Here is a 15,320-nt window from a genome sequence, read left to right as displayed (position 1 = left end):
TCAGCTCCCCTGGGCCGGCGCGTCGTCGCGCTTCTGCTGGATGCGGATGTGCACGAACTCGGCGGGTTTCCGCGGCTGGAAGCCCACGTCGATCGTGACGATGCCGAGGTCGATGCCGGCCTGCGGGTTGTTGTCGGCGTCGCAGCGCACGAGGTACGCGTCCTTCGCGGTCCGCCCCTGGAAGGCGCCCTCGCGGAAGAGGCGGTCCATGAACGCGCCCACGTTGAGCCGGATCGAGGACCACAGGGGCTCGTCGTTGGGCTCGAACACCACCCACTTGGTGCCCTGGAACAGCGACTCCTCGATGTACAGCGCCACCCGCCGCACCGGGACGTACCGCCAGGGGTCGCTCAGGACGTCACCGCCTCGGCAGGTGCGAGAGCCCCACACGACGTTGCCGTAGACCGGGAAGGTGCGCAGGCAGTTGACGCCCAGTTTGTTGAGAGTGCCGTTCTGCGGGTCGGTCAGCCGGAACTGCAGCGAGCGCACCCCCCGCATCCCTCCGTCGTCGGTGCCCGCCGGTGCCTTCCACACCCCGCGCCGGGTGTCGGTGCGGGCGATCACCCCGGCGACGGTGCCGGCGGGGCCGACCTTGCGGTCGGCGCCGCCCAGCGGGTCCGAGATCAGGACCCGCGGGAAGTACACCGCCGCGTTGCGCCCCGCCACACCGGCCACCGGCAGTCCGGCCTTCGCGCCGGTCGCCGCGCCGGCGGGGCTGTCCCACGCGAACGGCGGATCCAGCAGCAGCATCGCCCTGCGCTCCTCACACAGCAGGACGGCGGCGTCGACGACGGGCGCCCACAAGCTGTCGCGGGTGTCCGGGTCGGCCGCGGGCTTCGGCAGCTGGTTCGGGATCACGAGGAGGTTGAAGACATCCGACTCGGCCAGGGCTTTCAGGCCGCCGAGCACGGCGTCGGTCTTCAGGACGGCGTCCGTGCCGGGCGTGAACGCCTTGTCCGCCACGGCGTCCGGCCGCTGGTCGGCCTTGTCGGCGGCGAGCTCGACGAGTTGCGAGGTCGCGAGCAGGCGGTCCGGCCAACGGCTGCGCAGGGCCGGGTCGACGGAGACGTCGTACGACTCCGAGACGGTTCCGTCGGTGAAGGCGAGGGTGTAGCGCTGGGTGTCACTGGCGTCGTGCGTCACGGTCGTCTTGAGGCCGTCGCCCGCCTTGCCCGGCTGCTTCGCCCTCAGCTTCACCCCGTGGCCCAGATCGGCCTCCGCGTACTTGACGTCCTCGCCGACGCGGACGACGAGCGCCTTGCTGCCGCCGTTGAGGAAGAACTGGTAGACGGCGTAGCCCAGTTCGCTGCCGGTCCACAGCCCGCCGAACCGTTCCTCGAAGTCGGCCCAGCTCTCCACGGCCGTCGGCGTCCTCGGCCCGTACAGCGTGAGCCCGACGAACGCCGTCACCGACGTCTCCGCACCGGCGATCGGCCGGACCGGGCTCTCGATCTCCTCGATGTACACACCGGGATAGGAGAATTGCGTCGTCATGGCGCTGTCGGCCCCCCCTCACCCGACGGCATCGGGCCGCCGGACGGTGCCAGGAATGGTGACCGGGCCCCAGTCACCGCTGCGTCACCGCCGCGTCAACGCCGGCGACGAAGCCGGGGTACGGAAGCCGACACCCCCTGCCGTCCGGCGGACTCCCCGGCGCCGAAGCACGCCGCGAACACCAGGTCGTACCGCTCCAGGTCGTCCCGGTCGCCGCACAGCGTCAGCCGCCCCGCCAAGTACACGTCCGCCCGCATCCCCGGCCGCAGTACGTCCACCGCGGACAGGAAGGCGTGCACCCGCTCCGCGCTCGCGTCGACGCCTGCCGCACGCAGGCACGGGCGAAGCCGAGGAACGCGGCATCGGCGGCGAGCACGCCCCTCACGCCGCGAGCACCGCCGTGAAGTCCGGCCCCCGTGCCCGCTCCGCGTCCTCCCGGTACTTCAGCACCGTCAGCAGCGTCGCCACGGCCGGGTCGGCGTCCCCCTCGGCCGCGGCCACCGAGGCGGTCGCGCAGGTAGTGGATCAGGAGGAGACGGGCTCCCTGCCCTGCAGAGGCCGATCGGGTGGATGAGAGAGGGAAACATCGGCCGGGCGTGACGTACGTCATGCCATGGCGGCACCGGGGAGGCGGCGAGCGCTGCGGCACGGTTCGTTGAACGTTAATCCATTGCCCGAGCGGGGTGGGTCCTGCTGCACTGCACGGGTTCACGTCCCGTCACGCACAAGGAGCAGCGATGCGCACTGCGTTCATGTCCCCCCAGGAAGGAACGACCCCCTCATCGAAGGACATGACGCTTCGTGCACTTGCTCAACCTCGGGATCCTCGCCCATGTCGACGCCGGTAAGACCAGCCTGACCGAGCGCCTGCTGCACTCGGCCGGCGTGATCGACGAGATCGGCAGCGTCGACGCCGGGAACACGCAGACCGATTCCCTCGCGCTGGAGCGGCAGCGCGGCATCACCATCAAGTCCGCCGTCGTCTCCTTCGCGCTCGACGACGTGACGGTCAACCTCATCGACACCCCCGGTCACCCGGACTTCATCGCCGAGGTGGAGCGGGTGCTCGGCGTGCTCGACGGGGCCGTGCTGGTCGTCTCCGCCGTCGAGGGCGTGCAGCCCCAGACGCGCGTCCTGATGCGCACGCTGCAGCGGCTGCGCATCCCCACGCTCGTCTTCGTCAACAAGATCGACCGACGCGGGGCGCGCTACGACGCCGTCCTGCGAGCGATCTCCGAACGGCTGACGGCGGCCGTCGTGCCGATGGGGACGGCCGAAGACGCCGGAACCCGCGCCGCCCGCTTCGTCCCCGCCCTCGCACCGTCGGCCCTCGACGTCCTCGCCGACCACGACGACGAGCTGCTGACGGCGTACGTCGAGGACACGGTCTCGGGCGACCGCCTGCGCGCCGCCCTCGCCGCCCAGACCCGGCGGGCCCTGGTCCACCCCGTCTACGCCGGCTCCGCCATCACGGGCGCGGGCGTCGACGCGCTGATCGGTGGCATCAGGGAGCTGCTGCCCGCCGCGGGCGGTGACCCCGGCGGGCCGGTCTCGGGCACCGTCTTCAAGGTGGAGCGGGGACCGGCGGGGGAGAAGGTCGCGTACGCGCGGATGTTCTCCGGCACCCTGCGCACCCGCGACCGGATCCCCTTCGGTGACGCCCGTACCGACGGTGAAGTCCGCACCGACAGTGAAGCCCGCACAGACGGTGCAACCCGCACCGAAGGTGACACCCGCGCCGAGGGCAGGGTCACCGCGATCAGCGTCTTCGACCAGGGCACGGACATCCGGGACGACCTGGTGACGGCGGGCCGGATCGCCAAGCTCTGGGGTCTGGCCGACATCAGGATCGGCGACGCGATCGGCGAACCCCGCAAGGCGTACGGGCAGTTCTTCGCCCCGCCCACCCTCGAAACGGTCGTCGTCCCGGCCGACGGCGCCGACCGGCGCGCCCTGCACCGCGCTCTCACCCGGCTCGCCGAGCAGGACCCGCTGATCGACCTGCGCCACGACGAGGTACGGCAGGAGACCTTCGTCTCCCTCTACGGCGAGGTGCAGAAGGAGGTCATTCAGGCCACCCTCGCCGACGAGTTCGGTGTCGACGTCACCTTCCGCGAGACGACACCGCTGTGCATCGAGCGGCCGGTCGGCTCGGGAGCGGCGGTCGAGTTCAACAAGAAGGACGCGAACCCGTTCCTCGCCACGGTCGGCCTGCGCGTCGACCCCGCGCCGCCCGGCTCCGGCGTCGAGTTCCGCCTGGAGGTGGAGCTGGGCTCCATGCCGTACGCCTTCTTCAAGGCCGTCGAGGACACCGTCCGCGAGACCCTCGGCCAGGGGCTGCACGGCTGGCAGATCCCCGACTGCGCGGTCACCATGACCCACTCCGGCTACTCGCCCCGGCAGAGCCACGCCCACCAGGGCTTCGACAAGAGCATGTCCAGCACCGGCTACGACTTCCGCGGTCTGACCCCGCTGGTGCTGATCGAGGCCCTGCGCCGGGCGGGCGCCCAGGTCCACGAGCCCCTGCACCGCTTCCGCATCGAGGCCCCGACCGACACCCTCGCGGCGCTGCTGCCGGTGCTCGCGAGGCTGCGCGCGGTGCCGCAGACCACGGAGACACGCGGCGCGTCCTGCGTGCTGGAGGGCCCGGTGCCCGCGGCCCATGTGCACGAACTGGAGCAGCACCTGCCGGGGCTGACGCGCGGCGAGGGTGAGCTGGAGAGCGCCTTCGACCACTACGCGCCCGCACCGCGCGGCACGGTCCCGGAGCGCCGGCGCACCGACCTCAACCCGCTGAACCGCAAGGAGTACCTGTTGAATCTGACGCGCAGAGTGGGCAACTGAGCTGGCCGAGACGGAACTTACTCAAGAGTCAGGGGTGTTGACTGTGTCCTGATATCACCGGACGGTAGTGGAATGCCGAACATTCGGACACGTCTGCTGGTTGTCCTGGTCGTCCTCTTCGGATCCCTGACGGTGGCGGGCCCCACTTCCGCCACCGCCGCCACCCTTCCCGACTCCCTCTGGTTCGACGAAACGCCCCTCACCGTGCAGAACGGCCGCTTCGTCGACGGCCACGGCCGCGAGGTCGTGCTGCGCGGCTACAACGTCTCCGGCGAGACGAAACTCAAGGAGAACAACGGCCTGCCCTTCGCGTCGACCGCCGACGCGAAGAAGTCCGCGACCGCCCTGCGCGCGCTGGGCGGCGGCAACTCGGTGCGTTTCCTGCTCTCCTGGGCCTACGCGGAGCCCGTGCGCGGCCAGGTGGACACCGCCTACCTGGCGAAGGCCACCGACCAGATGCGCGCGTTCCTGGACGCCGGGATCCGCGTGTACCCCGACTTCCACCAGGACCTCTACTCCCGCTGGCTGTTCGACCCGGACAGCTGGTACACCGGCGACGGCGCCCCCAAGTGGGCCGTCGACCTCGGCGACTACCCGGACGAGTACTGCGGGATCTGCCCGTTCTGGGGCCAGAACATCACGTCGAACGAGGCCGTGAAGCAGGCGACGCACGACTTCTGGCACAACGCGTACGGCCTCCAGGACGCCTTCCTCGACACCGCCCGCAAGACGATGACGTACGTGAAGCAGAACCTCACCGCCGCCCAGTTCGCGGGCGTCGTCGGATTCGACCCGTGGAACGAGCCGCACGCGGGCAGCTACGACTCGGGCCAGAGCAGCCGGGCCTGGGAGAAGGACGTGCTGTGGCCGTTCTACGTCAAGTTCCGCGCCCGTATGGACGCGGCGGGCTGGCAGGACAAGCCGGCCTTCGTCGAGCCGAACCTCTTCTGGAACGCCAACCTCGACTTCCAGAAGCAGGAAGGCGGACTGCTGGACGCGGGCACGCTCGGCCCGCGCTACGTCTTCAACACCCACTTCTACGACCAGAAGGCCATCTCCGGCGTCTTCATGTGGGGCAAGGCGGGGGACGGGCAGTACGCGGGCGACTTCGGAACCGTACGCGACCGGGCCTCGGCCACCGGGACGGCGGCCGTCGTCAGCGAGTTCGGCCACCCGCTCACCGGCTCCGTCTCCGACAAGGCGCCGACGGTCTACAAGGCGATGTACCAGGCCCTCGACTCCCGCGTGAAGGGCGCGAACTGGTGGTCCGACCCCGCGGGTTCGGGTCCCGTCCTGTCCGGCTCCCAGTGGCAGTGGGACATCTACAACGGCCGCCACCACGAGCTGATGAACGACAACCCGGACAAGGTGCAGACGGGCGGCGACGCCTGGAACGGCGAGGACCTGTCCGCCGTACGCCTCGACGACTCGGGAGCCCCGGCACTGCGGCAGGACGCCAGGCTGCTCGACCGGATCTACCCGAGCGCCACCTCCGGGACGACGGTCGCCTTCACCTACGAGGACCGCTCCCGGGACGGCTCGACGACCCTGACCTGGAACCCGGTGCCCAGCTCGCTGCCGAACGTCGCGCAGCTGGTGGGATCGGGTCAGTACGGGCTGCTGCTGTGGCGCTCGAACAGCGGCACGGCACCGACCGAACTGCACCTCCCGGCGTCCTTCCCGACCGCCTCCACGACCGTCGTCTCCGACCTGGGCACGGCGTACGCGCCCCCGTCGTACACCTCGACGACCCCGATCGGCGTGGCCGCCGAACCGGGCGGTACGGGAAGCCGCCGACTGCTGCTGACCGACTCCGACTCCGGGGCCCTGCACTACGCGCTGGTGACGAACGGAGCGACCGCCCCCTCGGCCGCTCTGCTGAACGCCGCCAAGTCCGAGCTCACCGCCTGGGCCGCGCGGAGCGCCGGACAGTAACCGCCGTTTGACCCTCCCCTTACGTCAGGCTGCACGCTGTACTCCGACGAAAGGGCAGGTGAATGAGCTACTCCGTGGGCCAGGTCGCGGCCTTCGCCGGGGTGACCGTGCGCACGCTGCACCACTACGACCGGGCGGGACTGCTCTCGCCCAGTGGCCGCAGCGGCGCCGGTTACCGGCTGTACGGCGACGCCGATCTGGCACGGCTCCAGCAGATCCTCTTCTACCGCGAACTCGGCTTCTCCCTCGACGAGATCGCCGACATCCTCAAGGACCCGCAGGCGAACGCCCTGCAGTATCTCCGGGACCGAGTACGGCGGTTGACGGAGGAGATCGACCGCCTCCGGCGCCTGGCCGAGGTGGCCGAGCAGGCCATCGAGGTCCAGCAGACGGGCGTGGAGCTGACGCCCGAGGAACGCTTCGAGGTCTTCGGCGAGATCGACTTCGACCTCAGTTATGCCACCGAGGCACAGCTCAAGTGGCAGGACTCGGCGGGGCAGAAGGAGTCGATGGCGCGCGCCGCCGCCCACACCAAGGAGGACTGGAAGCAGCTCATGGGTGAGGCCGCCGCCTGGCGTGCGGAGCTGCTCGCGGCCTTCGACGAGGGGGAGCCCGCCGACGCCGAGCGGGCCATGGACCTCGCCGAGGAGCACCGGCTGCACATCGCCCGCTGGTTCACCACCTGTCCGCCCGACATGCACCGGCGCATCGCGGACGACTTCGCCGCCGACCCGCGCGCCTTCGCGCTCGTCGTACCGCCGTCGCAGCAGCGGCCGGGCCTCGCCGCCTATCTCCGCAAGGCAGTCCACGGGAACGCGGCCCGCCGGGCCGACCGTGAGGAGGACGGATGAGGATCCTGATCGCCGCCGCCGGATCGCGCGGCGACGTCGCGCCGTACACAGGGCTCGGGGCGGGCCTGCGCGAGGCCGGACACGACGTCACCCTCGCCACGACCGACGCCTTCGCGCCCCTCGCGCGAGAAGCGGGCCTGGGCTTCAGGAGTCTGCCCACGCGCCCGCAGGCCCAGGGCGGAGCCGAGGGCGGACGGGAACTCCTGCGCACGGCCGCCGCGTTCGTCACCGAGATCGGCCGGGGATTCGCCGACGCGGTGGACCAGGGGACGGATCTGCTCCTTCTGTCAGCCACCACGGCACCGCTCGGCTGGCATGTCGCCGAGGCCACGGGCATCCCGACGATGGGCGCCCACCTCCAGCCCACCGCCCCGACCGGCGACTTCCCGCCCACTGTCATGGGCGTCCGCTCCTTCGGCCGCGCAGGCAACCGCATCGCCGGCCGCTTCGCGCTGCGCATGGCCGACCGCCTCTACACCGAGGCCGTCACCGAACTGCGCGCCCGTCTCGACCTGCCACCGCTGAGACCCGCCGGAATGCGCCGCCGACAGGAGCGGACCAACTGGCCCGTCCTGCACGGTTTCAGCACGGCGCTGGTGCCGCGCCCGACCGACTGGCGCGCGGGACTCGACGTCGTCGGCACCTGGTGGCCGTACGTTGCGCCGGACCGGCGGCTGCCCGCAGAAGTGGAGGACTTCCTCGCGGCCGGAGCGCGCCCGGTGTTCATCGGCTTCGGCAGCATGGCGGCCGGTCACGGCGAGCGGCTGAGCGGGATCGCCGTCCAGGCGCTGCGCCGGGCCGGGCTGCGCGGCCTCGTCCAGGCGGGCAGCGCCGGACTCGCGGCCGACGGCGACGACGTCCTGACGATCGGCGACGTACCGCATGCGCTGCTGTTCCCGAGGGTGGCCGCGGTGGTCCATCACGCCGGGGCGGGCACCGCGGCGGCAGCCCTGCGGGCCGGAGCGCCCGCGGTCCCGGTGCCGGTGACGGCGGACCAGCCGTTCTGGGCGGGCCGGCTGGCGTCCATCGGCGCGGCCACCGCACCCGTCCCCTTCGCGTCCCTCACCGCCGAGCGGCTCGCCGACGCGCTGGCTCAGGTCGTGCGGCGGCAGACGTACGCCCGTGCCGCCTCGGCCGCCGCGCGGCAGATGGCGACCGAGGACGGTGTGGGCGCTGTGCTCAAGGCCCTGGGCTGACCGACGGCCCGGTCAACCGGCCGACGGACTCGACCAGTTGGCCGGTACGTGGGCGAGCCTGACCCGCTGCGGATGGTCGCCGACCGGGACCGACACCGTCTTGCGGCCCGTGGCGAAGTCGATCGCCGTGACCTGGTCGGTGCCGCTCTCGGAGATCACGCAGGACTTGCCGTCACCGCTGACCGTGGCCCAGTAGGGCTTGGAGGCGGTGACCAGCGGGCCCTCCTGGAGGGTGGTGCGGTTGACGACGGTGGCGTAGTCGTCCATCGTGCCCGCCACGCACAGCTTGCTGCCGTCGGGGCTCATCGAAAGGCCGTGGTGACGCGAGTCGTTGACGAAAGTGGTGCGGTCGTCGCTGGTCGCCGGGTTCTTCGGCAGCGTCTTCGTACGGGTGATCTTGTCGGTGGCCAGGTCGTACTCGAAGAAGCCGTTGAAGAACGACACCTGGAAGTACAGCTTCGACTCGTCCGGCGAGAACACCGCGGGACGGACCGCGTCCGAGTGGTCCCTCAGACCGATCGCGTCGAGACGCTGGCGCATGTCGATGACCTTGACCTGCTGGTACGTCGTCGCGTCGACGACGGTGATGCGCCGGTCGCCCTTCGTCCAGTCCAGCCACGGGGCGTCGGTCTGCGTGTTCACGTCGCCGATCGCCATGTTGTAGATGTACTTGCCGTCCTGGGTGAAGATGTTCTCGTGCGGCTTGTCGCCGGTCGCGAACTTCCCCAGCTCCTTGCCCGTGACGATGTCCAGCACATGCACGGTGTTGGACGTCGAGGCCGACACCGCTACCCGCTTGCCGTCGGGGGAGACCGCCATGTGGTCGGCGCGGTAACCGGACACGGGGAAGCGCCAGTTGAGGTCACCCGTGGTCAGGTCGATGGACACCACGTCGGCGAAGCTCGGCCGGGAGACGACCATCGACGTGCCGTCGGGCGTGGAGTACATGTCGTCGACGAACTGGTCGTGGCCCTCGCCGACGCTGTTGCGGATCGCCATGAAGTAGATCCACTTGATCGGATCGGCGTTGATCTCCGCCATCCGCTCGTCCTTGTCGGGGATGACATCGACCCGGCCGATCTTCGCGAAGTCGCCGGAGGACTTGATGACTTCGGCGGTGCCGTCCCAGTTGTTGCCGACGAACAGCACCTCCCGCAGCGCGGCGGCGGAGGAGCCGGCTGCGGTGGCGTCGGTCGCGGGGGCGGTCACGGTCAGGGCGAGGGCGGCGGCTGCGGAGAACAGGTGCCTGGGTCTGATGGCAGGCATGACTGCTCCCTTCCTCTGAGGTGGGCGTCATGAGTGGGGCATGCCGGGAACAGCGCGATGGATCTGAACACAAGCGCTTTCAGAATCAACTTACTGCAAAGTAAGGAAGGGGTGCCCTTCTCCACAAGACCGCGGACACGACAAAATTGGCCGTCGAGTCGGCGAAGTGGCGGGAGGACAGCGTGGCGGGCAGGCTGAAGGCGCCCACCGGTCGCTACGGCGGCAAGTCGGCCGAGGAACGACAGGCCGAGCGGCGACGCCGCTTCCTGGACGCGGCACTCCGACTCTTCGGCGACAGCCCGGGCTACCGCGCTACGACCGTCGCGGCGCTGAGCGAGGCCGCGGGCTTGTCGACCCGTCAGTTCTACGAGGAGTTCCGCACCCTGGAGGACGTCCTGGCCGCCCTCCACCTCCAGGTCAACGGGTGGGCGCAGGAGGCGGTGCTGGCCGTGGCGGCAGACGCCGCCGACCTGCCGCTCGCCGAGCGCGCCACCGCGATCTTCCGCGCCTACGCCGCCAACGTCACCGCCGACCCGCGCCGCATCCGCATCACCTTCGTCGAGATCGTCGGCGTCAGCCCGCGCCTGGAGGAGCAGCGCCTCGCCCGCCGCGCCCAGTGGATCGACCTCGTCTGTGCCGAGGTGGCGGCCGCCGTGGCCCGCGGGGAGGCGGCACCCCGCGACTACCGCCTCGCCGTGACCGCGTTCATCGGCAGCGTCAACGGGCTGCTGCACGACTGGAGCGCGGGATGGGTGGACGCGACCCTCGACGAGGTCGTCGACGAACTCGTCCGCCTCCTCCTCGGCATCCTCCAGCCGGCGGACCCGCGCCTCGCCGGCCCCTGACGGCGGGGCGGGCACCGCCGAGGTCAGTCGTCGTTCGTGTCGTCCTCGCCGCTGTCGGCCGAGCTGCCGATGACCTTGAAGTCCTTGTCGAGGTGGACGTCGGTCCGCTTGCCGTGGTCGAGCGTGACCTCGACCTCGTAGTACCCGTCCTCGTCACCGACCTCGGTGTCCGTGACCTTGCCGCCCCCGGTGTGTTCCAGCGCGGCCGCGCTCGCCCTGCCGAGGGCGCTGCCCGTGATGGGCGACTCGGAGTCGTCGCCGCCCGCGGTGGCCACGGCGAGTCCGTGGCAGCCGCCGACGAGCGCGGCCGAGATCACACCTGCGACGATCCACGTGCCCTTGCGCTTCATGTCCGCTCCCTGTGCCGCGCGGTGCGGTGCCCGCCCTGTCGAGCGGTCCGACCTGCGGTTCCAGCATGCGGTCCGTCCGCTGAACACCTGCTGAACGAAGCTGAACGCCGATTCAGGCGAGCCTGTTCACCGCATCGAGGACGGGCCCCACGCCGTCCTCGGCGCGCAGCCCGTCGGCAAGAGCCCGGGCGCGACGGCCGTAGGACGGGTCGGCGGTCACCTGCCGCAGGGCCGCCGCCAGTGCCTCGGCGGTGAACGTCCGCAGCGGCAGGGCCCGGGGCGCCACGCCGAGCGCGACCAGGCGTGCGGCCCAGAACCCCTCGTCGAACTGGACCGGCACCGGAACGGCCGGCACCCCGGCGCGCAGGCCCGCCGCGGTGGTGCCCGCACCGCAGTGGTGGACCACGGCGGCCGTCCGCGGGAACAGCGCCGAATGCGGGACGTCGTCGATCGTCAGGACGTCGTCCCCGGTCACCTCCAGACCGCCCCAGCCGCGCTGGATCACCCCGCGCAGCCCGGCCCGGCGCAGGGCGCCCGTGATCGCGGCGCTCAGCCCCACGGGGTCGGGCACGGTCGCGCTGCCCAGGCCCACGTAGACCGGCGGCGGGCCCGCGTCCAGGAAGTCCCGCAGCTCGGACGGGAGAGGGGCCTCGCCGTCGTACGGCCACCAGTAGCCCGCCACTTCCAGGTGCGGCCGCCAGTCGCGCGGCCGGGGTACCACCAGGGAACTGAACCCATGCAGTACGCGGCCCGCCCCTGTGCCGCGCGCCCGACGGTCCGGCAGCCCGAGCCTCGCCCGCGCATCAGGTACGGCCGCCGAGAAGACGCGCTCAATGGCCAGGTTCACGCCATGTCCGGCGATGCGGTTCCCTGGGCCTGTCCAGGAGCGGCCGCCGAGCATGGGCGGCCCGAACTCCCGGGTGGGCGCGAGCGGCTGCAGGGGGAGTTCGATGCCGGGCAGGGCGAGGCCCTCGGCGATGGCCCGCCCCAGCGGTGCGGTGGAGGCTGCCAGCAGCAGGACGTCGCTGGCCCGGGCTGCCGCCAGCATGTCGTCGGTCATCCGCCCGGCCAGGGCCCGCGCCATCGCCACCACGCGCACGAGCTTGCCGACGCCGGTCGCACTGCGGTGCAGACTCCGCCCCCGCGCGGACTCCAGCTCCGCCCGCGGATCCAGAGGCAGCGGATGGAAACGTACGCCCGACCCCGCCACCAGCCGCTCGAAGCGCCCGTGCGTGACCAGGGTGACGTCGTGTCCGGCCGCGGAGAGGGCGTGGCCGAGGCCGGTGTAGGGGGCCACGTCGCCCCGGGAGCCCGCCGTCATGATCGCTACGCGCACATCGGCCAGTATGGCGGCGCGGGGCGCACTGTGTGTCAACGCACGGGAGAACAGGGCGAATTCAATGCTGTGCCGTCCGTTGACTTCACTCACTCGTGGCCCTATTTTCAGCGGCAAACGTTCGGATTCACGAATAGCGTTCGAGATTGCGAACAAAGCTGGGTGTTCCTTCCGCACTTAGGAGCCGCATGTACCCCCCGCCCCCAATGCCTTTCGTGCGCCGTCTCAGATCCGCGGTCGCACGCGCTCTCGCCCTGGCGCTCGTCGCGTCGGCCGCCCTGCTGTTCGCGGGGATCGCCCCGGCCCAAGCGGCGACGACGACCCGTCAGATACCGGTGCCCCCGGCGCCCATGGGCTGGGCGTCCTGGAACACCTTCGCGGCGAAGATCGACTACAACGTCATCAAGCAGCAGGTCGACGCGTTCGTCGCCGCGGGCCTGCCGGCGGCCGGCTACCGGTACATCAACATCGACGAGGGCTGGTGGCAGGGCACCCGCGACAGCGCCGGCAACATCACCGTCGACGAGACGGAGTGGCCGGGCGGCATGAAGGCCATCGCCGACTACATCCACAGCAAGGGCCTGAAGGCGGGCATCTACACCGACGCCGGCAAGGACGGCTGCGGCTACTACTTCCCGACCGGCCGCCCCGCCGCCCCCGGCTCGGGCAGCGAGGGCCACTACGACCAGGACTTCCTGCAGTTCTCCAAGTGGGGCTTCGACTTCGTGAAGGTCGACTGGTGCGGCGGTGACAAGGAGGGACTCGACGCGAAGTCGACGTACCAGGCCATCAGCGACGCGATCGCCAGGGCCACGGCCACCACCGGCCGCCCGATGACCCTGTCGCTGTGCAACTGGGGCCGGCAGAACACGTGGAACTGGGCCCCGGGCCAGGGCGCGATGTGGCGGACCAACGACGACATCATCTTCTACGGTGAGCAGGCGTCCATGAGCAGGCTCCTGACCAACTACGACAGGAACCTGCACCCCACCGCCCAGCACACCGGCTACTACAACGACGCCGACATGCTGATCGTCGGCATGAACGGCTTCAACGCCGCCCAGAACCGCACCCACATGAACCTGTGGGCCATCTCCGGCGCCCCGCTCCTCGCCGGCAACAACCTGGCGACCATGACCACCGAGACGGCCGACATCCTCAAGAACCCCGAGGTCATCGCCGTCGACCAGGACGCGCGCGGCCTCCAGGGCGTCAAGGTCGCCGAGGACACCACCGGCCTTCAGGTCTACGGCAAGGTCCTGTCGGGCACCGGCAACCGCGCCGTCGTGCTCCTCAACCGCACGTCGGCCACCCAGAACATGACCGTCCGCTGGTCCGACCTCGGCCTGACGAACGCCACCGCGACCGTCCGCGACCTGTGGGCCCGCCAGAACGTCGCCACCACCGGCACCGGTTACACCACCAGCGTCCCCGCGGGCGGCTCCGTGATGCTCACCGTCACCGGCGGCACCGAGCAGGCGGCGAGCACGTACAACGGCACGTCGGGTTTCTCCGGGGTGGCCGCCGAAAGCGCCGGTCTGAAGACGGTCGAGGTCTCCTACACCAACAACACGAACGCGGCCCGCACCGCCACGCTCACCGTCAACGGCCAGAACGCCACCAAGGTCTCCTTCCCGCCGACCGGCTCCGGCCCGGGCAACATCTCCGTCAACGTCTCCCTGGCCAAGGGCAGCGCCAACACGATCTCCTTCTCCGGCGCCCCGACCCTCGAAGGCATCGTCGTGCGTCCGCTGCCCGGCACGAACGGCACGCTGATCACGGGTACCGGATCCGGCCGGTGCGCGGACATCAACAACAACACCATCACCAACGGCACCGACGCCCAGCTGTGGGACTGCAACGGCGGCCAGAACCAGGTGTGGCAGTACAACAGCACCCGCAAGGAACTCGTGGTCTACGGCAACAAGTGCCTCGACGCCTACAACGGGGGCACCGCCAACGGCACCCGGGTCGTCATCTGGGACTGCAACGGCCAGAACAACCAGAAGTGGAACCTGGGAAGCGACGGCACGATCACCAACGTGGCCGCCGGACGCTGCCTCGACGCGTACGGCGCGGCCACCGGCAACGGCACCAAGCTGGTGCTCTGGGACTGCAACGGCCAGAGCAACCAGAAGTGGACGGTGAACTAGCGCAGGCCTAGGCAAGGCACACGACAAGGAAACCGAGAGCCAAGGCGCACGTCAGCAGCCAGCCGGCCAGCAGACGGCGCCGCAGGCCGCGGTAGGCCGCCTCGTACTCGTCCCGCAGACTCCCGGCACGCGCCGCCGTGCGCTGCCAGGAGGCGCGGGCGAGTGCGAGGTACTCCGCCTCGAACCGCCGCTCCACCTCACGCCGTTGAGCGTCCGTCAGCCAGTGCAGCGGCGCGCTGAAACGGGCGGCGGCCGTACGGCCTTCCTCGCGGGTCGCGGCGAGCAGCAGATGCCCCTCGACATCGTTCACGAACTTGTCCGTGATGCTCACAGAGTGGTCAACTCCCTCTCCGGCGCAGGGGCGTGATGCAGATCGAACGCCGGGGATTCGGACCGGATCCGCGGCAGGACGAGGAAGTTGTGGCGTGGCGGCGGGCAGGACGTCGCCCATTCCAGGGAGCGGCCGTAGCCCCACGGGTCGTCGGTCTCGACCTTCTCGCCGTATTTCGCGGTCTTCCAGATGTTGTAGAAGAACGGCAGGAGGGACAGCCCGAGCACGAACGAGAAGACCGTCGACAGCGTGTTGAGGGGCGTCAGCCCTTCCACTGCCAGATAGTCGGGAATCCGGCGCTGCATTCCGTTCACGCCCAGCCAGTGCTGGACGAGGAAGGTGCCGTGGAAGCCGATGAACAGCGTCCAGAACGTCATCTTTCCGAGGCGTTCGTCGAGCATCCTGCCGGTGAACTTCGGCCACCAGAAGTGGAATCCGGCGAACATCGCGAAGACGACGGTGCCGAAGATGACGTAGTGGAAGTGGGCGACGACGAAATACGTGTCGGACGTCGGGAAGTCCAGCGGCGGTGAGGCCAGCATCACGCCGGTCAGGCCGCCGAACACGAACGTGACCAGAAAACCGAAGGCCCAGAGCATGGGTGTTTCGAAGGACAACGAGCCGTTCCACATCGTTCCGATCCAGTTGAAGAACTTCACGCCTGTCGGGACGGCGATGAGGAACGTCATGAAGGCGAAGAACGGCAGCAGCACACCGCC

13 protein-coding genes are annotated in these 15,320 nt (G+C 70.5%); 6 read left to right on the top strand and 7 right to left on the bottom strand.

The features are described from left to right. A complete protein-coding gene (locus ACIBU0_RS00065; RefSeq protein WP_398809184.1) occupies nt 1–1,494 on the bottom strand; it encodes a phage tail sheath family protein in 1,494 nt (497 codons plus the stop codon). A gap of 95 nt (nt 1,495–1,589) precedes the next feature. Beyond that, nucleotides 1,590–1,793, bottom strand: coding sequence for a hypothetical protein (locus ACIBU0_RS00060; RefSeq protein ID WP_398809181.1), 204 nt, complete (start codon nt 1,791–1,793; stop codon nt 1,590–1,592). Between the two features lie 502 nt (nt 1,794–2,295). Between ACIBU0_RS00060 and ACIBU0_RS00055 the strand changes: the two genes are divergently transcribed. The 4 genes from ACIBU0_RS00055 (at nt 2,296) to ACIBU0_RS00040 (ending at nt 8,320) form a co-directional block, all read left to right on the top strand. Then, nucleotides 2,296–4,338 (top strand): GTP-binding protein, encoded by a 2,043-nt coding sequence (locus ACIBU0_RS00055; protein ID WP_398809178.1) that lies wholly within the window; start codon nt 2,296–2,298, stop codon nt 4,336–4,338. A 72-nt stretch (nt 4,339–4,410) separates the two neighbouring features. Next, nucleotides 4,411–6,273: a cellulase family glycosylhydrolase gene (locus tag ACIBU0_RS00050; RefSeq protein WP_398809175.1), complete on the top strand. Its 1,863-nt coding sequence runs from the start codon at nt 4,411–4,413 to the stop codon at nt 6,271–6,273. A gap of 62 nt (nt 6,274–6,335) precedes the next feature. Beyond that, complete coding sequence (locus ACIBU0_RS00045; RefSeq protein WP_398809172.1) at nt 6,336–7,124, top strand: MerR family transcriptional regulator; 789 nt, start codon at nt 6,336–6,338, stop codon at nt 7,122–7,124. Beyond that, nucleotides 7,121–8,320 carry a glycosyltransferase gene (locus ACIBU0_RS00040; RefSeq protein ID WP_398809169.1) on the top strand — a complete coding sequence of 400 codons (1,200 nt, stop codon included), beginning with the start codon at nt 7,121–7,123 and terminating at the stop codon, nt 8,318–8,320. Before ACIBU0_RS00045 ends, ACIBU0_RS00040 begins: the two co-directional genes overlap by 4 nt. A 12-nt stretch (nt 8,321–8,332) precedes the next feature. On the opposite strand, the gene ACIBU0_RS00035 is transcribed toward ACIBU0_RS00040, so the two are convergent. Next, nucleotides 8,333–9,586, bottom strand: a complete 1,254-nt coding sequence (locus tag ACIBU0_RS00035) for a YncE family protein (protein WP_398809167.1) — start codon at nt 9,584–9,586, stop codon at nt 8,333–8,335. A 182-nt stretch (nt 9,587–9,768) separates the two neighbouring features. Here ACIBU0_RS00035 and ACIBU0_RS00030 point away from each other — a divergent pair, with 182 nt between their 5' ends. Next, on the top strand, nt 9,769–10,431 hold the full coding sequence (locus ACIBU0_RS00030) for a TetR/AcrR family transcriptional regulator (RefSeq protein ID WP_398809164.1): 663 nt from the start codon (nt 9,769–9,771) through the stop codon (nt 10,429–10,431). Between the two features lie 23 nt (nt 10,432–10,454). Here the strand turns inward: ACIBU0_RS00030 and ACIBU0_RS00025 are convergent, their stop codons facing one another. Together ACIBU0_RS00025 and ACIBU0_RS00020 are read right to left on the bottom strand one after the other, a co-directional pair. Continuing rightward, nucleotides 10,455–10,781, bottom strand: a complete 327-nt coding sequence (locus ACIBU0_RS00025) for a PepSY domain-containing protein (protein WP_398809161.1) — start codon at nt 10,779–10,781, stop codon at nt 10,455–10,457. 112 nt (nt 10,782–10,893) lie between these two features. Beyond that, a complete protein-coding gene (locus ACIBU0_RS00020) occupies nt 10,894–12,102 on the bottom strand; it encodes a glycosyltransferase (protein WP_398811688.1) in 1,209 nt (402 codons plus the stop codon). 203 nt (nt 12,103–12,305) lie between these two features. Between ACIBU0_RS00020 and ACIBU0_RS00015 the strand changes: the two genes are divergently transcribed. Beyond that, a complete protein-coding gene (locus ACIBU0_RS00015; RefSeq protein WP_398809158.1) occupies nt 12,306–14,270 on the top strand; it encodes an RICIN domain-containing protein in 1,965 nt (654 codons plus the stop codon). A 7-nt stretch (nt 14,271–14,277) separates the two neighbouring features. Here the strand turns inward: ACIBU0_RS00015 and ACIBU0_RS00010 are convergent, their stop codons facing one another. Together ACIBU0_RS00010 and ACIBU0_RS00005 are read right to left on the bottom strand one after the other, a co-directional pair. Then, complete coding sequence (locus tag ACIBU0_RS00010) at nt 14,278–14,601, bottom strand: hypothetical protein (RefSeq protein WP_398809155.1); 324 nt, start codon at nt 14,599–14,601, stop codon at nt 14,278–14,280. Next, nucleotides 14,598–15,320 (bottom strand): cbb3-type cytochrome c oxidase subunit I (locus ACIBU0_RS00005; protein ID WP_398809153.1); only part of this gene is annotated, 723 nt, incomplete at its 5' end. The genes ACIBU0_RS00005 and ACIBU0_RS00010, both read right to left, overlap by 4 nt.

The sequence above is a fragment of the Streptomyces sp. NPDC049627 genome (genome assembly GCF_044465645.1).
In the GTDB taxonomy this organism is placed as follows: domain Bacteria; phylum Actinomycetota; class Actinomycetes; order Streptomycetales; family Streptomycetaceae; genus Streptomyces.
This window is presented reverse-complemented; position numbering and strand designations above follow the sequence as displayed.